Here is a 19,222-nt window from a genome sequence, read left to right on the forward strand (position 1 = left end):
ACAGACCTGAAATCAAAGGCTGGGCAAGCTAAATACAAAAACATAACAAGGCATGTAGAAATGCAACTTTCACAATGGCGAAGTTCCGGCCACTTTTTAAACGTCGACGGTCAGCAAGTTTTTTATAAAACAGAAGGCACAGGACCAGTACTATTACTCGTTCACGGATACCCCACCGCAAGTTTTGATTGGGCTAAAATATGGCCAGCACTTACAAGCCAGTTCCGCTGCGTGACGCTCGATATGCCGGGGTTTGGTTTTAGCGATAAGTCACCAAAAAAATACTTAATTAAAGAGCAAGCAGACACGATAAGTGAGGTAATAAGGCATTTAGGTATCACAAGTGCCCATGTTCTATCTCATGATTACGGTGATACGGTTGCGCAAGAAATGATGGCGCGGCAATTGGAAGACGACCTCGCCTTTCGCATCGAATCGCTGCACTTACTTAACGGTGGGCTTTTTCCTGAGACACATCGTGCTCTGCCCATTCAAAAGCTGCTGCTCTCTCCAATTGGTGGTTTACTCATTCGCTTTTTAAACAAAAATGCAATTCGAAAAAGCATGCACAACATATTTGGCCCAAACACACCTCCTTCAGATCAAGACATCAATGATTTTTGGATACTTATCAGTACAAATAATGGTCACCAACACATGCACTTGCTTTTGGACTATATGAAGCAGCGTAAACAATACCGAGAGCGCTGGGTAAGTGCACTGCAAAATGCCAATGCCCCTCTTCGACTAACCGCAGGTATGGCTGATCCAATCTCTGGCGCGCATATGGTGGCGCGGTACAAACAACTCATTCCTAATGCAGACGTAATTGAGCTCGATCAAATTGGGCACTATCCGCAAATTGAAAGTGCTGAAGCCGTGGTGAACTCTATAGCAAGCTTTTTAGGTCGCTACGCTAACTAAACGTGAAACTTTGTCTTGATACGGCACGCGACAGGGGTAATATAACGCTTCACTGATTTAACTCTAGACTCGCAACCAACGTTTATGGACGCTTCAACCAACAACGAAATTATTCCTGCCGCTAGCTTTAAGCAGATTGATATTGGTTTCGTGACCCCTGCTGCTTCCATAAAACGGTTTGTATAATGCATATGGGTGATTGATAACCCAGAAGGCTCAGCTACAACGCTAAACGAAAAATTTTATCCCGATGCAGGTTCTAGTTTGACTTTTTATCTCGATCAAACTAACTGTGAAGCACAATTGTTTTACCATACTCAGGTCTGCGCCATGCCGTGGGAACTGGCTTGCAGACAAATAAGTGTAAGATTTAGGCCCGGTGCCTTGAAATACTTGTTCGGTTTAACCTTTGATGACAGTAAAAACCAACAAATCGACATCGCGTTGGCTATGGTTAAGCAGCGTGATTCCTATCAACGACTGCAAGCCTATCTTATTGGAAAACTATTAGCCAGCAGTGCTTAGCAATACAGCACTGGTTGATTGAGCTAGCAGAAAATACTGATGGAGCCTTTCAGAAATGGGAGCGCATGCTTTATCAGTCGATGAATTTACTGGTGCCCCCACAACATCTTGCCGATCAGTTCGGCGTCAGCCGAAGAACGCTGGAGCGCCAATTTCGCACTAACTTTGGTTTCTCGCCAAACAAACTGTATCAATTTGCTCAAATACGCCATGCTCGATCGTTATTAACCTCAAATTCTGAAGCGCTGAGCCACATCGCATTGGCATGTGGTTACTTCGACCAAGCGCACTTTACGCATTCGTTTAGTGATTTCGCGCTGGAAACGCCCCTTCAGTATAGAAAGCGAAAGTTGTCGCAAATTTACAATTAAGCGTTTTGCTTAGACTTTATAGTTCTCCGCAGTTTAAAGGAGATCACTATGAAAAACGTATTACACAATCTGAGCTATATTCTGAATATCCCCATATTCTTGAACACCTCACAGGCTTGGTTAAGCCTTCAGTCAAAAGTACTTTAAGTCATAAACTCATACATTTAGTTAAGCTTCGTGCGTCACAAATTAATCAGTGCGGCTTCTGCCAACACATGCACGCCGAAGAAGCGAGAGAGTCTGATGAAAATCAGTCAAGGCTTGATGTATTGTCTGCATGGAGAGAGCTAGATTGTTTCAGTTTTGAAGAGAGAACAGCATTAGCGTGGACGGAAGCGTTAACGCTTATCCACTCTTCCACTATTACTGAAGAAATGTATAACAGTGTAGAAAGCACCTTCGGAAAAAAAGGGCTGATAGAACTCACGTCTATTATTCTTCAAATTAATAGCTGGAACCGTATTTCAGTAAGCCTTCAGTTTCAACCTTCTATTTAGTAGTAAGGAAGACGTGAAAATGACTATCATGAAACAAGTACAAAATAACAAATTGGGTGTAGCCGCCTGCTTGTGCTTTTTTTGGGGAAGTACCCTTTTCTTGCCAGCCTTCAGCAAATTTGCAACCGCTGGAGTATGGATGTTTATGGCGGGTTCTCTATTGATGCTTTTAGACATCTTGAGCATTAAAACCAACTAGGCTTTGCGCTAATAATGTTTAAGAGTGTATATACAAGTATGCACTCTTTTATTGAGCTAAATTTACTGCTGTATATTGGTACAAGAAAAGTGAGTTTCGATTTTACTTTGAGATATATATGGCATAAGCCATTGAATGGGGAGAGAGAAGTTGGTCGGTGTGAGAGGATTTGAACCTCCGACCCCTGACACCCCATGACAGTGCGCTACCAGGCTGCGCTACACACCGACCGAAAGAGCCGACAAGTCTACTCAATTTCAACGACTTTGCAATGTAAAAAAACCAAATAACCGCCTAAACGATTATTTGGTAATCAAAACCCATCTAAAACGAAGCTTATTACAAGTCGTCTGCACTTACATCTTTGATTTCTGGCCATTCTTCATTCGCCTCATCTATATGAGTAGGAATGTTCTTGGCCCATGCTTTGTATACACTTTCGTCTTTATTCACGTAAAGTACGCCATCAACAATTTCAAACGCTTTGCCGTTTATTTCGAATTTCTTACCAAACGTTGCTCCGTAGGCACAAAAGCCGCCGTACGCTGGTACGTATTTGTCTGGGTTGCTTACAAACATGTCTCTATTTTTCTGCGATGAAAATCGGTAAATTGCGTCGTTGTGGACAGCCGTTATAGTCGCTTTACCCAGCACTGGCTTACCTTCAGTAAAATAAGCTACAGCGTCGTGCCCGGCTAAAATAATTCCGTTTTCGTCGGTCTCTGTATCAACGCCAGCGAATACCGCCCCACTAGCAATTAGTGAAACTGCAAATAAACTACCTTTTAAGAATGCTCTCATGCTATTTCTTCTCCACATTGGTGTTTCGAGTGTTTTCACACTATCTCTGTATAAGTTCGAAGAATATGGTACGTACTTCGGTCTTATACAAACATGCTCCAAACGCTTAAATACTTGTCCAAAACACCATGAAAAATTTAGAAAGCCTTTTTGACCAACTTCAAATAACCACCAATGTATTTCACAACGGACAATATTGCGGTAACTGGCAAATTGACACTTCTGGCACCGGCTTTATTAATTTTCACGCCGTAACTCACGGTCAATGCTACTTACACCGTAACGACGACGGCCCAGTTCTGTTAGAAAAAGGCGACATGGTTTTACTGCCTGTTGATAGCCCACACCTTTTAAGCCCTACAAAAACTCACACTTACAAAAATGTTAGCGCAAGCTCTATTCCTGTTAGCGAGAAACTAAGAGCTGAAGGCCCGGTGCTACTTTGCGGTTACTTCGAGTATCAGCACCCTTTAATGAGAGTAATAACAAAAGAACTGCCAGAATTTTGGATAATTAAAAAAGCATCAAAAGAAAGTAGAGTGCTACATGAAAGTCTGCAGTTACTTATCAGCGCGTCGTTAGAAGTGTCGGACTCAACCTTCACTTCGTCGGTTCTGCTAAACAAAATCGCTGAGGTTGTATTCCTTTTGATTGTGAAGCATTTAATGAGCAAGTACTCATCAACCTTAGGGGCTCTACTGCATCCGGCCATAGCAAATAGCCTTCAAGCGCTGCATAACGCGCCTGAACAACATTGGAACGTAGAAATGCTGGCGAGTATTGCGAATATGTCTAAATCTAACTACGCAGCAAAGTTCAAAGCCTGTGCAGGCGTAACTCCAATTAAATACCTAACGCAATGGCGCCTGCGTTGTGCCTGCACAGAAATAATCCAAAGCAACAAGCCGTTAATTACCATTGCAAACCAATATGGTTACGAAACGGAAGCTTCTTTTTCAAAGGCCTTTAAAAGAGAGATTGGCGTATCTCCTTCACAAAAGCGCGTTCAAGCTAGGCCAGCGTAACGTAACACACCCCAGTGACTACCAGTGCAACTAACACGTTTAGCACCACCCCCTCTCTGGCCATAGTTTTTATGTCGAACTTTTCCGTTGAGTATGCAATGGCGTTAGGCGCTGTAGCTACTGGCAGCATAAAAGCGCAACTTGCGCTAATTGCCGCGGGGATCATCAACAACTTAGGATCTACGCCCACAGCCATACCCGCGGCCGCTAGAATTGGCATCAGTAGTGTAGATGTTGCCGTGTTAGAGGTAATTTCCGTCAAGAAGGTAACGAACAAGCAAATTCCAAGTACCAACAGAAGAACAGGAAGCGTAGAAAGTCCCGTTAACCATGTTCCCATAAGAACACTTAAGCCCGATGACATAAATGCTTTGGCTATACAAATACCGCCAGCAAACAATAACAACATGCCCCACGGAATATCGTTTGCGGTTTTCCAATCAAGCAGTTTGTCGTTGTTTCCTTTTTCGTCTACTTCACCGCTATCGTTTCCGCTGTTTGTAAAGAACATAGCAGCAACACCCGCTACGGCAATAGTACTGTCACTTATTGTGCTTATGCCTATCCAAGCAGTCCAAAAAGGTCTGAAAATCCAAGCTAAAGCGACAGTGCCAAAAATAGCAAGAACACGCTTCTCGGCTTTTGTCCATGTGCCTGGGACAGGTAAATCGATGTTCCCCACTTGTTTAATACCGCGCGCTAACCATAAGGCCATAATAGGTACGCCTAGTATTACGATTGGTACGCCTGTTTTCATCCAGTCGATAAAGCTGTATTCAATACCTTGGGTTTCTTCATACACGCTCATAAAGATAATATTAGGTGGCGTCCCAATCGGTGTCCCTACCCCACCTAAGCTTGCCGAATAAGCGATACCAAGTATAAGCGCCACGCCAAATCGCGGATTGTCTACTGCGTTGATAATAGCGATAGCCATTGGCAACATCATTAGGATTGTTGCCGTATTACTGATCCACATACTGAGTACTGCGGTTGTTAACATGAAGCCCAGTACCAGCTTGAGCGGGCTGCCGCTGCCCGTTATACGCAACATGTAAATGGCGAAACGCTTGTGTAAGTTAGCACGCTCCAACCCTTTTGAAAGCATGAAAGCAGCCATTAATAGAATGATAACGTGGCTTCCGAGAGCAGAGGCAGCTTCGCTGTGAGACAACACACCAAATAGCGGAAATAGCGCGAAGGGTAAAAGTGAGGTAGCGGGAATGGGGAGCGCTTCAGTCACCCAGAGCACAGCGACAAATAGCGTAATTGCTGCGGTAAAAATGATCTCGCTGGGCTGAGCAATAGCCCACAATCCCAAGCCACATAGTACTGAAGCGATAAAGGCAAATAGAATTATACTGTTTTTACGTGTTGGCTTTCGTTGTAGAGTTTCTGAAGAAGGTTCAGAGTTTGTGTGCATTGCGCTTCCCGTTACTAATAGCTTTATTATAAGTGCTAGTTATTGCTCTTATATTTTCTATCAGTAATTAGCGGGAAACGCACTACGCTTTTGCGAAAAAAACGTGTTTTTAAGACGGTTTCTTTTATTTACTCTCGTCGTCAGACGAGATTCGGCTTGCAACTGCACCTGCTTGGCCTTTGTATTTAGCGTCCACTCGTGCGTTGTACGGCTTTTCGGCTGGCGCCGATAGCACCTCAAAGCTAAGTGCCCCTATTTTCATTTTAGGGCGAAGCGCCAGCGGTAACTTACCACTGTTGTAAAACTCAAGAACGATGTTGCCCGCCCAGCCTGGATCTATTCGATGCGCGGTCACGTGAACCATTAAGCCCAAACGCGCAAGCGAAGAACGCCCGTCTAACCAACCTACGATGTTGTCAGGCAAGGTTACTGACTCGTGGGTAATGGCAAGCGCTAGCTCCCCGGGGTGTAGAAAGAAGGCTTTACCCTCTTCTAGTTCAATTTCATCGCTCATAACATGGTCGAGCGCTTCTTGAACCTGTGCTTTCGGCCCACTTAAATCGATGAACGGCGCTTGGTGATCTTCAAACACGCGAAATTTATTACCTAGGCGGATATCTACCGTTACACCACTTATTTGATCGTAGCTGGGTGTAGGGTCAATTTTAATTTTTCCATCTTGCAGATGTTGGTAGATATCGCGGTCGCACAAGCGCATGGTGTATTCCTCATTTCGTTAGGCCGCTATTATGCGTATGTCGCCGCATGCATTCAACTGCTCAAAGGCTTGTTTTATCTGCTTTTGCGCAATTTTCGTATAGTTTTATCAAATTTTAAATTTAAGCAATCGAACCTGGCTATAATTCACCTTTACTACACCTGTCTGAATTTACCTATCCGATGTGCACTCCTGATATTTGTTACCTAGATATTTCAAGCTAGTTACTCTTTACCAACAATGCCAATAGGGTTGCCCTTAATGTGTTTAACTGCCCCTTTGCGTGGCGCAACAGTAAGGGCCAATTGCATAGACAGGGCGCGAGCAGCCTCGCGATAACTTTCACTCAATGCACTTTCAGGCGAGGTAATTAACAATGGCGTACCGGCATCGCCATGCTCGCGAATATGGATATCAAGCGGTAGCTGACCTAAAAGTGGCAGTCCGTGGCGTTCGGCAAGCGCCTCGCCCCCGTCTTTTGAAAACACATAGTCTTTGGTACCACAGGCTCTGCACTGGTAATAACTCATGTTTTCAATAAGCCCTAATACAGGTACGTTCACTTTTTCAAACATGCTTATGCCTTTTTGGGCGTCGGCTAGTGCTAAGTCCTGCGGCGTTGTAACTACCACTGAAGCAGTCAGCGGTACCTGTTGCGCCATCGTCAGTTGGATATCGCCTGTTCCTGGTGGCATATCTACAATTAAGTAGTCCAGCACGGGCCATAGGGTTTCATCTAATAACTGCTTTAATGCCCTGCTTGCCATGGGTCCGCGCCATACCGCCGCGTCTTCTTGAGGCACTAAGTAACCAATTGAGTTCGCCACTAGCCCATGTGCCATAAGGGGCTGCATGTGCTTATTATCTTCGCTTTCAGGGTGCGCATCGGGGTTGCCCAACATAATGGGAATAGACGGCCCATAAATATCGGCATCTAAAATCCCAACTTTCGCCCCTTCTTGCATAAGCGCAAACGCTAAATTAATACTGGTTGTCGACTTACCTACGCCGCCCTTGCCAGAGGCCACCGCTATGATGTTTTTAATGTTGGTGACCGGTGCTACTTCAGTTTCTCCACTCGCTACGTTTTGTTTAAACGTAAGCAGCTCATCGCCAAGCTTCCCTTTTAGCTGGTTAAGCACTTCTTGTTTGAGCGCGTCTAGCTGTGTAGCAATACAAAACGGCAAAGTAACTGTCACACCGCCATCTTCATTTTCTGGCTGGCTAAAAGCACACCATGGCAAGGTATCTTCAACATCTAACGAAAAATACTTGGCCAAAATTACAGCAACTTTTTGAGTTACCGGCTCTGCTTTGCGAGAAAAGAACATAAAATGCCTTACTAGTAGTAGAATTGTGTGAATTACGTAATGCAAAAAACGCGGTTTTCCGCTAGTATTTGCAGCCATTTTGAAACGCAAAGAATCAATAACGTCATTATGTCAGAAAAACGCCGAATTCTGGTAACCAGTGCGTTGCCATACGCAAATGGCTCTATTCACTTAGGTCATTTGCTAGAACACATTCAAACCGACATCTGGACTCGTTTTCAGCGCCTTCGCGGAAACGAATGTTACAGTGTTTGCGCCGACGATGCACACGGTACGCCGGTTATGCTTAAAGCCCAAGAGCTTGGCATTACACCAGAAGAAATGGTGGCAAGAACGCGTGCTGAACATCACCAAGACCTTGTTGATTTTCACGTAGATTACGACAACTACTATGTAACCCATTCGCCAGAAAACAAGGCGCTGTGTGAAGAAATTTACACCCGTTTAGATAACGCGGGTTACATCAGCAAACGCACCATTAACCAGCTGTTCGACCCTGAAAAAGAAATGTTCTTACCAGACCGTTTCGTTAAGGGTACCTGCCCAAGCTGTGGCGCAGAAGATCAAAACGGCGACAGCTGTGACGTATGTGGCGCAACGTATAGCCCAACAGAAGTAAAGAACCCGCGCAGCGTTGTATCGGGTGCTACACCAGTACTACGTGAGTCTGAGCACTTCTTCTTTGACCTGCCAAAATTTGAAGGCATGTTAAAAGAGTGGATCCGCTCAGGTGCCCTGCAGGAAGAAATGGCTAACAAGCTGCAAGAATGGTTTACTGAAGGTCTTCAACAGTGGGACATCAGCCGTGACGCGCCTTACTTCGGCTTTGAAATTCCAGGTGCGCCGAACAAATTCTTCTACGTGTGGGTAGATGCGCCGGTTGGCTACATGGCAAGTTTCAAAAACTTCTGCGACCAAAACAACTTAGAGTTTGATGATTTCTGGAAAGCAGACTCAGAGGCTGAGCTTTATCACTTTATTGGTAAAGATATTACCTACTTCCACTGCCTATTCTGGCCTGCCATGCTAGAAGGTGCGGGATACCGTAAGCCTACTGGCGTAAATATTCACGGTTTCGTAACGGTGAACGGCGCGAAAATGTCAAAGTCGCGCGGTACGTTTATTAAAGGCCGTACTTACCTTGACCATCTGAACCCAGAATATCTGCGTTACTACTTTGCGTCTAAGTTAGGCGACGGTGTTACCGACATCGACCTTAACTTTACTGACTTCGCACAAAAAGTGAATTCAGACTTGGTAGGTAAAGTGGTTAACATTGCGAGCCGCTGTGCAAGCTTTATCACCAAGCGTTTCGACGGAAAGCTGTCTGAGAACGTGATTGAGCCGGAGCTGATTGCTGAGTTCCAAAACGCGTCAGAGAGCATTGCTGCACTTTTCGAGAAGCGTAAGTACCACCAAGCCGTGCGCGAAATCATGGCCCTTGCTGACAAAGCAAACCAGTTCATCGACAACAACGCACCTTGGGTAACCATTAAAGACGAGGCTAAGCAGCAGTTCACACACGATGTGTGCTCGCTAGGTATTAACATGTTCCGTCTGTTGGTGATTTACTTAAAGCCTGTACTGCCAGTACTTGCAGAAAAAGCAGAAGAATTCCTAAACGATAAGTTCGACTGGAATTCACTGCAAACCCTATTGAAAGGCCACGCCATCAACAAATTTAAGCCGATGATGCAGCGTGTAGAAATGGAGAAAATTGACGCCATGGTTGAAGATTCAAAAGAAAGCCTAGCGCCAGCAGCACCGGCAATCGACCCAGACAGCCCGCTTGCTAAAGACCCTATCAGCGACACTATCTCGTTTGATGAGTTCGCCAAGGTAGATTTGCGTATTGCGCGTATCGCTAAAGCTGAACACGTGGAAAAAGCCGATAAGCTTCTACGCTTAGAGCTAGATTTAGGCGGCGAAACTAAGCAAGTTTTTGCAGGTATTAAGTCGGCCTACTCGCCTGAAGCCCTAGTCGGTAAGCACACGGTAATGGTAGCGAACCTCGCCCCTCGTAAAATGCGTTTTGGCATGAGTGAAGGCATGGTATTAGCCGCGGGCCCTGGTGGCGACGAGCTATACATTCTTGAGCCGCACGAAGGTGCAAAGCCGGGTATGCGTGTTAAGTAAGCTGTAAAGCGCCCCCTTAAAAGTAAGGTGACATTCAGCGCTATAACGCGACGGGATGTCACCTTTTTATTGGGCGGTCAAAGCGGCGCTTAGATTTATAAAGCAAAAATCATATAACCAGAATCAAGGTGCAAGCACGTAACTTGGTATGCTAATAAGCCTTATCATCCTACACTCCTCACTCACTAATTACTTACCCACTCACTAACCTTATCTGCATAAGGCAAATCGGCTAGAAAATTCTTGTCAAAAAACAGCGCAGTTCCGTTCGGTTTGAATCAAGGCGATCTAACCCTCTTTTTTTAACGTAATCAACGTGGTTAATTAATAAAAGAGGTATTTATGGAAGATTTCTTCGGGACTAATATCGATTTATCGGAATTAACCGAAAAAGCTATATCACTGGTGATGACTTACACCCCCAAATTGTTGTTGGCTATTCTTACTTTGGTGGTGGGTCTCTGGTTAGTGAATCGTTTTGTAAACCTATTAGATCATCGGCTAGGTAAAAAGGATCCCACGTTAAATAAGTTTCTGTGCGGACTTATCAGTGCGGTGCTAAAAGTAATGCTGTTGATTTCAGTTGCCTCAATGATAGGCATTGAAACCACCTCATTTATTGCCGTCGTAGGTGCAGCAGGTTTAGCTATTGGTCTGGCATTACAAGGCAGCCTGGCGAACTTTGCTGGCGGTGTGCTAATACTGATTTTTAAACCCTTTAAAGTGGGTGACACCATTGAAGCAGAGGGTCATTTAGGCTCAGTGTCAGAGATACAAATTCTTTATACTGTACTTAACACTTTTGACAATAAGCGCATAGTTATTCCCAATGGCAGCCTATCTAATGCCACGTTAATTAACGTTAGCGTATATGATAAACGCCGTTGCGACATGACATTTGGTATAGGCTACGATGACGATATCGATAAAGCAAAGAAGGTGTTGCAGCGTCTGTTTGAAGAAGATGAGCGCTCGTTAACCGACCCTGCACCAAGGATTTGTGTAGGCGGATTAGGCGATAACTCAGTCGATTTGATGTTTAGACCGTGGGTCGCCACAGATGACTTGTGGCCTTACTATTGGGATATGCAGGAAAAAGTTAAAAAAGCTTTTGATGAAGAAGGCATTAGCATCCCATATCCACAGCGAGATGTGCACCTCTATAAAACGAGTGACGACTAACGTCTCAGTTTGGAGATAGCGTTCTATGCTATCTCCAATTCCCCTTTCAAACTTGCGTAAAAACGCGAAAGCCATCCGTTTTAGTTACAACATCTTGGTAAATATAGAAGATGGTTAGCGTCTGTCGCTGCTTTCAAGTTAAGAGCGTGGCGTGCTCTCTTTGCACATGGCATACACATTAACAATACTAGCGCAGCGTGCGATTCATCGTAGAGGTCCTTACACTGGCGCCCACCGCCGAAAAACGCGGCTTCAAATTGCGTTTGGGTTTTATTGCGGTCATGGGTATAACCCGCTTTTTCGCGAGTATTACGTACACCGCACTGCACCATGGCAAATAAGATGCTAAATAGTCTTGAAGCTTAACCGCCCCTTTCCATTTTTGTTGAAAAAAGAGCGTTGAAAACATCACTTGACGTTGTTCAACAATTTCAAATCCCAGCAGCTGAAGCCAATCTTTAATGCGATAGGACGTAAAAAAGCGTGCATCGTGTAAGATATTTCCGCGCTTAACAGGTAGAAATTTGGCAATTCCGGCGAGGCTTAAGGGGTTAAAGCCACTTATGATCACATAACCGTTTTGTGTAATAACGCGGTCTACTTCTCTTAATATTTCGTGAGGGTCTTGCGCAAAATCTAATTCATTAGCAAGTAGAAAGCCATCAATGCTATTTTCGGCGAAGGGTAAGCAGTGCGACTGCCCCACTACCGTGTTTTCTCTACTTATTTTCGGTTCGCGTTTATCACCGCCTAACGATATACCCGATGCATTGTGATTGGGAAAGCCCTCTTTTGTTTCATTGTGGTGTGGCCGCTCGCTAGCTAGGTCACTAAACGGAACGTGATTGATGTGGTGTCGGATTGGACTAGTGTCGAGATTTATATCGGCACTTAGCGAGCCTAGTTTGGCAAAGTGATACCCAAAAATTCGCTCAGCATAATCGCTACAAACTGCATTGACCGCATGTCGAATGTGCTCTCCCGCGGGGAAATCATTCCAATTTGTAGGGTAGCGTGGCGGTTTGGCTTTAAACGCCGATCTCATTAACACTGCGCGCTCTTAGGTTGCTCTGCTCTTCACAAGTCCCTATAGTAACGCATAATTCTACCTACACAAGCAGGTACTCTTATGACGGCAGAAACACTTCCTTCAGGCGTAGCCATTCATCCTATTCCCGCTTTTACCGACAATTACATTTGGTGTATTTATAACGAGAGTAGCGCTATTGTTGTCGACCCAGGTGATGCTGAGCCAGTACTGACCTTTATTAAAGCCAAAGGCTTAACGCTGAGCGCAGTTCTCATCACTCATCACCACAGAGACCACACAGGTGGTATTGCTAAATTAGTATCTGCAGTACCAGATTTGCCAGTTATTGGCCCAAGAGGCAATCACATAAGAGGAATAACTAAATCTGTTTCTCAAGGCGATACTGTCTCGCTACCTGTTTTTAAAATGGCGCTGCAAGTAATGGAAGTGCCAGGTCATACCCTTGATCACATTGCTTTCTTCGGGCATGGCGCATTGTTTTGCGGCGACACGTTATTTTCAGCAGGTTGCGGACGATTGTTTGAAGGTTCGCCAGAGCAAATGCATCATTCACTGAATAAGTTAAAGCGACTGCCCGACACCACGAAAGTGTTCTGTACACATGAGTATACTCAGGCTAACGTCCAGTTTGCTTTAGCCGTAGAGCCAGACAATAAAGCGCTGTGTGACTACGCACAGTGGGTGGCAGAAAAACGCGCTCAAGGTCAGCCTACACTACCAAGTAATCTCAAAGAGCAAAAAAACATAAACCCATTTTTACGGGCTCATGAACTTTCTGTGAAAACTGCTGCCGAAGCCTATTGCGAAAATAACCTGGCTGACGATGTAGCGGTATTTGCTGCAGTTCGCCGCTGGAAAGATGAGTTTTGATGCAAAAGTAAGCCGATTATCGTAACATGGTCGGTTTGCAGTGCTCCACGAGGTTTCTTCATATATGCAGTTGAAGTTTTTCCCACTGTCGCCACTGATATTGGCGCTAGGTTTAACGGGTTGTCAGTTAACCGATAATAATAACGACAATGCACAATTAGAAAGTAACGAAACCGCTTCGCTAGAAGCGTGCAGTGAAATTCATAACAACGAAGAAGCCATTTCTGATTGTGAAATTGCAAGAGACGGTGTTATTGATGTTGTTCACCCCAATGATGATACGCTAGAAGAAGGCGCTGAGCTTACCGATACACCGGATATGCATACGCAGGCGGTCGTTACTGACGTATGGGAACGTGCAAGTGCGAATTTCGCCTTACCTATCCCTGACGACAAACGCATTAGCGCACAGCGTAAATGGTACCTGAAGCACCCAGAGTATATGGCTCGCGTTGTAAAACGTGCCAAGCCTTTTCTTTATTACATTACCGAAGAAATTGAAAAGCGCGACATGCCGATGGAGCTTGTGCTTTTACCAATAGTAGAAAGTGCTTTCGATCCCTTTGCTTATTCCCATGGCCGAGCGGCTGGTATGTGGCAGTTTATTCCTGGCACAGGCAAGCGCTTTGGTATGCAACAGAATTGGTGGTATGACGGACGTCGAGACGTTGTTGCTTCAACACAAGGTGCACTTGACTATCTAACCTATCTAAACGAAATGTTTGATGGTAATTGGCTGCACGCACTTGCCGCCTATAATAGTGGCGAAGGCCGCGTTCAAAGGGCTATTAAAGCTAACAAACGCGCGGGTAAACCTACCGACTTTTGGAACTTAAATTTACCCAAAGAGACACGTGCTTACGTGCCTAAATTGCTTGCGCTGGCTGATATTCTAAAAAATAAAGATGAATATGCGTATGCGTGGCCTGAAGTTGAGAATGTAGCGGTTATCGAAGTTGTTGATATCGGCTCACAGGTCGATTTGGCGTTTGCCGCCGAACTTGCTGGTATGTCTTTAAAAGAACTACACGGGTTAAACCCAGGGTTCAATCGTTGGGCAACGTCACCAGAAGGACCACATAGATTAATACTTCCCCTTGATAAGGCTGCTGCGTTCTCTCAAGCACTGGCTAAAATTGATCAAAAAGAGCGATTGAACTGGGTGCGCCACTCGGTGAAGCCCGGCGACAGCTTAGGTAAAATCGCTAAGCAGTATCACACCACCGTGAAAGTTCTTAAAAAAGTGAATGAGCTAGACTCGTCCATAATCCGCGTGGGTCAAGCGATAATGGTACCAGTAGCACTTCAAGAACTGGACAGCTACACATTATCTCAGGAACAGCGTCTAGCCAGCTTGCAGAACGGCAACACGTCTAAGCAAAAAGTACGTCATACCGTACAATCTGGTGATACGCTTTGGGATATTGCCCGTAAGTACAATATAGGCACTAAACAGTTAGCTAAATGGAACGGTATGGCCCCTGGCGATATGCTTCACCCTGGAAAACCTTAGTTATCTGGCAGGAAGGTAAAGCGCAAGACGGTGTTACCAAAAAAGTGACCTACACAGTAAGAAATGGCGATTCGTTGTCTCGTATCGCCAGCAAGTTTAATGTTAGAGTAAGCGACATAGGCAAGTGGAATTCACTTAATACCAAGCGTTATCTACAACCTGGTCAGAAGCTAAAACTTTATGTAGACGTAACAAGGTTAAACGCATCAAGCTAACCTTTAATACTTAAAGTTCAATACTGTTCATGCCTAACTGCATTTACGTTACGCTTTAAGTCAGAATACAGGATAAGGAAATGCTAAGAATTAACCGAGAAAATTTGCGAAACAGTCATGAAACGCCTTGGTTAATCTTAGATTTAGTCATGTTAGGTATACTTTTTGTAAACCTAACATGGCTCATTTTCGATGCCTTATACGCCACCGACTTTGTCTATGGTCTATTGGGCACGTATTTTCCCGCTTTTCTTAGTGCTTACGATCCCGTTCACAACAACTTTCTGTTGGTCGACTTGGTGTTTATCGCCATTTTCTTCAGCGAATTTTGCTTCCGGTGGGTTGTAGCTATTGTGCGTAAAGAACACTTACGCTGGTACTTTTTTCCGTTTTTGCATTGGTACGATATCATAGGTCTAATCCCTACTGGACCTACCCGCCTATTTCGTTTCTTGCGCATATTTTCTATTTTGCACCGCCTGCACAAATTCGAAATCATCGACTTAAATCAAACCGCGGTCTTTCGCTTTTTTGCGTTTTACTACGATGTATTTGTTGAAGAGTTAAGCGACCGGATTGTTGTAAAAGTGCTCAGCGATGCGCAAAAAGACATCTCAGCAGGTTCGCCTTTATTAGACGATATCAACGCACAGGTACTGGCCCCCCGCCGTCCTGTCATTACCCAATGGATGGCTGGCGTTATCAACAATTTAGGCCAGTCAATTCAAAGCGAAAAGCACGGCGAGGTGATACGGGAGCACGTGCGCAAGAGCGTGGGTAAAGCGGTGAGAAGTAATGCACAAGTTTCTTCCCTGCATTACCTACCTGTTATCGGCAAAACCATTGAAAATACGTTGGAAGAGTCAGTCACCGATATCGTGACCACATCGCTAGTTAATCTGTTAAGCGACTTAGACGCAGAGCGCATCGACCATTTCATTTCAGTCGGCATGCACGACTATACCCCTACCGCCGATGCACTTGATAAAGAAGTACTTAACGTTGTAAACGAATGCTTAGAACTGGTGAAAGCGCACGTTGCACAGCAGCGTTGGAAGTCACATCTCACCGAAAAAGAATCGGCTATTCCCACTGGCAAGCCCGAAATTTAATTAATTTGCAAAGCGGTAGAGTCAAAATGAACGCTAGCCAGTATTCTGTTCAGCCACTGTTCATACAAATAAGCTAATATAAAGTCCTTATGAATATAATTATAACGATTAGAGGGACTTATGATGAAAAGTAAACGCTGCCGAACGTTCAGCCGCTCATTTAACCACGCAATACTAGTAATTTGTATAGCGGCATTTGCTTCAGGCTGTATGGTGATCTTGCCGACCTCTTCTATTTCCACCAACCAAGAACCTGAAAAAATAGTTGAGCGCATTGAATACAATGCAAACCGATGCTGGTCCACACTGCATCAGCCAATCCATAGCGATATAGTCGTAAACACGTATACAATACAAAACGGCTACAAACTCACGGCCAGTCGTAAAGAAGGGAGCACCCCGCAATATCCTTTTTTACACGTCACCGTTACCCACTCAACCTACGGCAGCGAGGTATCTGTTCGAGAAGGAGAGTTTAACTTGGGCACAGACTTAAATTTAAGTGATGATGTAAATCGATGGATAAATGGCGACAATAGCTGCTAAGACTGATAAGGCGTACACACTATTTTTCAGTAGTAGACAGAATAATACTCGTCTCACTATTAAGCACGCCTTTAACGCCGCGCACTTCTTTTAAAATGCCATCTAAGTGCGCGAGACTTTCGGCGGTTATAACAATAAGTAAATCCCAATTTCCGTTTGTAGTATGAAACCGCTCAACACCATTCACCTGCCTAAGCTTACTAATAAGCTGTGTTGTACTAAGCCCTTCAAGCTCGACTGACATAAGAGCTTTTATTTTGTCTGGTTGAAGCTGCTCGTTAACACGAATAGTAAAACCGTCGATCACCCCCGAATTTACTAACCTGTCGATTCGTTTTTGCACCGTATTTCGCGATAACGAGAGGACTTCAGCTAGCACGGTTACAGGTGTTCGCGCATCGCGCTTCAATATATCGAGAAGCTCGCGATCTTTCGCATCTAAATCTACATACATGGTCGTTTCCCCAATAGATAAACAAATCGTCGAGTCATTAACTCGTTCTCCAAGACTAATTAGCGAAAAGCATAATGATAAAACAATTGAGCAATATGCTTAAACTAAATAACAACTTGCAACACCTTGAGCATGGTTAAGTGAATTCGCCAGAGAATAAAATACACGCTCTTTTCAGTGGAAATATTTCAGCTAAGGGCTGTAGGACGTTATATGCAAGCCAGTCACATCAAAAACTCACGATCAACTACACCAAATTCCGTTTTAATGGTACGCCCCTGTGCCTTTCGCCCCAACGAACAAACAGCCAAAGACAATAGTTTTCAGAAGCCCCTTGTATCGACGGGAAGAAATAGAGCGGAAATATCAAAGAATGCGTGTGCGGAATTTGATGAGATGGTTCGCACTTTACGTATGAACCACATAACGGTAGAGGTGTTTGAAACAGAAAGGAAAAACACGCCCGATGCCGTATTTCCAAATAATTGGTTAAGTACACATCCCAACGGTTTGCTTGTCACCTACCCTATGTACTGTGAAAACCGCCGAGCGGAGCGTCGTGACGATATTGTCAGTTATCTGCAGCAACACTATATCGTACAGCAAGCTAAAGATTTATCTTTCCTTGAAGATGACGGAGATATTGTTGAAGGTACAGGGGCTATGGTGATCGACCATGTAAACGCGCTAGCCTATGTTTGCCTATCCCAACGAGCCAATAAGAGAGCTGTAATATCGGCGTGTAAAGCTATTGGTTTAACGCCTATATGTTTTAGCGCCTTTGATACTGCTGGTACGGCGATTTACCACACCAACGTAATGATGTGTGTGGGCAGTGATTTTGCCATTGTTGCTACTAGCATGATAGAAGAAAGCGACAAAAATGTGGTGCTTTCAACACTTAAGGAAACAGGTAAAAACGTCATCGAAATTAGCGAAGAACAAGTGAATAGTTTTGCCGGAAACTGCCTAGAGCTTTTGAATAGCAATGGAAAACGTTTATTGCTTATATCAGACACTGCTTTTAGTTCAATGAACGAAGAGCAACTAGCTTTACTACCCAACGATCTTACTTTACTTCCCATCGCAGTGCCTACTATTGAAATGGGAGGAGGCTCCGTCCGCTGCATGGTCGCGGGTATTCACCTTGAGTGTAAAACGATTGGCGCTAAACAAACTACGACTAATAACATCAGCTTTGACACCCGCGTGAGGCTAGCAAAAGGTGATGACTTGGAAGGCTTGCTTGCGTTAGCTGAAGCTGCATCGCCAGGTATGACAACCTTCCCACCGGATAGAGCAACGCTTGATAACAAATTAAAGCGTTCAATTAGAGAAGAACAAAAACTTATGCGTCAAGAGCGTCCAGACTACCTTTTGTTTGTATTGGAGGACCTTCGAACTGGCAAGCTTATTGGTACATCTGCAATTTTTGGTGAATTAGGAAAAGAGGACAGTTTTTATAGTTACAAGCGAGAAAAAGTCGCACAGCGAAATAAATCACTAGGCGCACACTACACCCACGACATACTGCACCTAAGTCACCATTTTGAGGGGTACGCGGAAGTGGCATCACTCTACTTACTGCCTGAATACAGAAAACACTTCAACGGAAAACTACTTTCAAAAGTACGCTACCTTTTTATGGGTTTACATCAGCATGTATTTCCAAAGCAAGTCATGGCCGATCTACGAGGCTATGTAAATAAGGATGGGGAATCGCCTTTCTGGAATGCCGTCGGACGTCACTTTTTTCCTATGACATACGCTGAAGCGGATTTATATGGTGCCGTAAACGGAAATCAATTTATTGCTGATTTAATGCCCAAACTTCCACTGTATGTAAATATGTTACCCAAAGAGGCTCAGTTGGCTATTGGTAAACCACATAACGACGGCCAACCCGCTATGGCAATGCTAGAAAAAGAAGGGTTTAAATTCACGAACTACATCGATATTTTTGATGGTGCGCCAAGTATGGAAGCTGAAGTTTCAAGCCTAAAAACTGTCAAATCAACAAGGCAAGTAAGAAAAAAAGTTTGCGAAGGTACGAAGCATGTCACCGAGAGTAAAATGACGCTTGTCGCCACGTTGAGCCAGCCTTTTTATGCAATGATGGCAGAAACCGAAGAACAAGACGAAATAGCTGTTATCTCTCGCAAAACAGCACAAGCATTAAACGTTAGCTCGGGAGATACCATCTTACTTTCAGATGTTTAGCCTCGTGCGTATATCCAAAAACCGCTGTTCAATGACGAAAGCTCGGTGTGCGCTTTGAGCTTAACTAAAAAGAAAGCCCGCAAATGCGGGCTTTTATTCTGTTAAAAAG

18 protein-coding genes, 1 tRNA gene and 1 pseudogene are annotated in these 19,222 nt (G+C 44.4%); 13 read left to right on the forward strand and 7 right to left on the reverse strand.

Features of this window, described 5'->3' with window-relative positions:
- Positions 1 to 60 precede the first annotated feature (60 nt).
- From MASE_RS11425 to MASE_RS11440, 5 genes are all read left to right on the forward strand, one after another.
- The gene (locus tag MASE_RS11425; protein WP_014949903.1) at positions 61 to 924 is read left to right on the forward strand and encodes an alpha/beta fold hydrolase; all 864 of its coding nucleotides are present in this window, start codon (positions 61 to 63) and stop codon (positions 922 to 924) included.
- Between the two features lie 195 nt (positions 925 to 1,119).
- Complete coding sequence (locus MASE_RS20265) at positions 1,120 to 1,449, forward strand: hypothetical protein (RefSeq protein ID WP_014949904.1); 330 nt, start codon at positions 1,120 to 1,122, stop codon at positions 1,447 to 1,449.
- A gap of 14 nt (positions 1,450 to 1,463) precedes the next feature.
- Positions 1,464 to 1,820 carry a helix-turn-helix domain-containing protein gene (locus tag MASE_RS20270; protein WP_014949905.1) on the forward strand — a complete coding sequence of 119 codons (357 nt, stop codon included), beginning with the start codon at positions 1,464 to 1,466 and terminating at the stop codon, positions 1,818 to 1,820.
- Positions 1,821 to 1,825: 5 nt separating this feature from the next.
- Positions 1,826 to 2,317: a carboxymuconolactone decarboxylase family protein gene (locus tag MASE_RS11435; RefSeq protein WP_014949906.1), complete on the forward strand. Its 492-nt coding sequence runs from the start codon at positions 1,826 to 1,828 to the stop codon at positions 2,315 to 2,317.
- A 28-nt stretch (positions 2,318 to 2,345) separates the two neighbouring features.
- A complete protein-coding gene (locus MASE_RS11440; RefSeq protein ID WP_232362849.1) occupies positions 2,346 to 2,516 on the forward strand; it encodes a YrhK family protein in 171 nt (56 codons plus the stop codon).
- A gap of 151 nt (positions 2,517 to 2,667) precedes the next feature.
- Here MASE_RS11440 and MASE_RS11445 read toward each other — a convergent pair.
- Both MASE_RS11445 and MASE_RS11450 read right to left on the reverse strand, forming a co-directional pair.
- Positions 2,668 to 2,744, reverse strand: a tRNA-Pro gene (locus MASE_RS11445).
- 111 nt (positions 2,745 to 2,855) lie between these two features.
- Positions 2,856 to 3,317 (reverse strand): YHS domain-containing (seleno)protein, encoded by a 462-nt coding sequence (locus MASE_RS11450; protein WP_014949908.1) that lies wholly within the window; start codon positions 3,315 to 3,317, stop codon positions 2,856 to 2,858.
- 128 nt (positions 3,318 to 3,445) lie between these two features.
- On the opposite strand from MASE_RS11450, the gene MASE_RS11455 reads away from it, so the two are divergent.
- On the forward strand, positions 3,446 to 4,342 hold the full coding sequence (locus MASE_RS11455; protein WP_014949909.1) for an AraC family transcriptional regulator: 897 nt from the start codon (positions 3,446 to 3,448) through the stop codon (positions 4,340 to 4,342).
- Here the strand turns inward: MASE_RS11455 and MASE_RS11460 are convergent.
- From MASE_RS11460 to apbC, 3 genes are all read right to left on the reverse strand, one after another.
- Complete coding sequence (locus tag MASE_RS11460; protein WP_014949910.1) at positions 4,329 to 5,765, reverse strand: SLC13 family permease; 1,437 nt, start codon at positions 5,763 to 5,765, stop codon at positions 4,329 to 4,331. The genes MASE_RS11455 and MASE_RS11460 overlap by 14 nt on opposite strands.
- Positions 5,766 to 5,889: 124 nt before the next feature.
- Positions 5,890 to 6,483 carry a dCTP deaminase gene (dcd, locus tag MASE_RS11465; RefSeq protein ID WP_014949911.1) on the reverse strand — a complete coding sequence of 198 codons (594 nt, stop codon included), beginning with the start codon at positions 6,481 to 6,483 and terminating at the stop codon, positions 5,890 to 5,892.
- A gap of 224 nt (positions 6,484 to 6,707) precedes the next feature.
- Positions 6,708 to 7,814, reverse strand: a complete 1,107-nt coding sequence (gene apbC / locus MASE_RS11470) for an iron-sulfur cluster carrier protein ApbC (protein WP_014949912.1) — start codon at positions 7,812 to 7,814, stop codon at positions 6,708 to 6,710.
- Between the two features lie 108 nt (positions 7,815 to 7,922).
- Between apbC and metG the strand changes: the two genes are divergently transcribed.
- Complete coding sequence (gene metG, locus MASE_RS11475; protein ID WP_014949913.1) at positions 7,923 to 9,950, forward strand: methionine--tRNA ligase; 2,028 nt, start codon at positions 7,923 to 7,925, stop codon at positions 9,948 to 9,950.
- Between the two features lie 342 nt (positions 9,951 to 10,292).
- Positions 10,293 to 11,132 carry a mechanosensitive ion channel family protein gene (locus MASE_RS11480; protein WP_014949914.1) on the forward strand — a complete coding sequence of 280 codons (840 nt, stop codon included), beginning with the start codon at positions 10,293 to 10,295 and terminating at the stop codon, positions 11,130 to 11,132.
- A gap of 187 nt (positions 11,133 to 11,319) precedes the next feature.
- Here the strand turns inward: MASE_RS11480 and MASE_RS11485 are convergent, their stop codons facing one another.
- Positions 11,320 to 12,177 carry a class I SAM-dependent methyltransferase gene (locus MASE_RS11485; RefSeq protein WP_014949915.1) on the reverse strand — a complete coding sequence of 286 codons (858 nt, stop codon included), beginning with the start codon at positions 12,175 to 12,177 and terminating at the stop codon, positions 11,320 to 11,322.
- Positions 12,178 to 12,261: 84 nt separating this feature from the next.
- Here MASE_RS11485 and gloB point away from each other — a divergent pair, with 84 nt between their 5' ends.
- The 4 genes and pseudogenes from gloB to MASE_RS11505 all read left to right on the forward strand — a co-directional run bounded on the left by gloB (position 12,262) and on the right by MASE_RS11505 (position 16,439).
- Positions 12,262 to 13,053 carry a hydroxyacylglutathione hydrolase gene (gene gloB, locus MASE_RS11490; protein ID WP_014949916.1) on the forward strand — a complete coding sequence of 264 codons (792 nt, stop codon included), beginning with the start codon at positions 12,262 to 12,264 and terminating at the stop codon, positions 13,051 to 13,053.
- Between the two features lie 64 nt (positions 13,054 to 13,117).
- A pseudogene (locus MASE_RS11495) lies at positions 13,118 to 14,781 on the forward strand (lytic transglycosylase).
- A gap of 80 nt (positions 14,782 to 14,861) precedes the next feature.
- Positions 14,862 to 15,893 carry a hypothetical protein gene (locus MASE_RS11500; protein ID WP_014949917.1) on the forward strand — a complete coding sequence of 344 codons (1,032 nt, stop codon included), beginning with the start codon at positions 14,862 to 14,864 and terminating at the stop codon, positions 15,891 to 15,893.
- A gap of 120 nt (positions 15,894 to 16,013) precedes the next feature.
- A complete protein-coding gene (locus MASE_RS11505) occupies positions 16,014 to 16,439 on the forward strand; it encodes a halomucin (RefSeq protein WP_231506506.1) in 426 nt (141 codons plus the stop codon).
- 19 nt (positions 16,440 to 16,458) lie between these two features.
- On the opposite strand, the gene MASE_RS11510 is transcribed toward MASE_RS11505, so the two are convergent.
- Positions 16,459 to 16,893, reverse strand: coding sequence for an Lrp/AsnC family transcriptional regulator (locus MASE_RS11510; RefSeq protein WP_014949919.1), 435 nt, complete (start codon positions 16,891 to 16,893; stop codon positions 16,459 to 16,461).
- Between the two features lie 213 nt (positions 16,894 to 17,106).
- Here MASE_RS11510 and ctlX point away from each other — a divergent pair, with 213 nt between their 5' ends.
- A complete protein-coding gene (gene ctlX / locus MASE_RS19825; protein WP_014949920.1) occupies positions 17,107 to 19,113 on the forward strand; it encodes a citrulline utilization hydrolase CtlX in 2,007 nt (668 codons plus the stop codon).
- Positions 19,114 to 19,222: the final 109 nt, after the last annotated feature.

Source organism: Alteromonas macleodii ATCC 27126 (assembly GCF_000172635.2).
Taxonomy (GTDB): Bacteria; Pseudomonadota; Gammaproteobacteria; order Enterobacterales; family Alteromonadaceae; genus Alteromonas; species Alteromonas macleodii.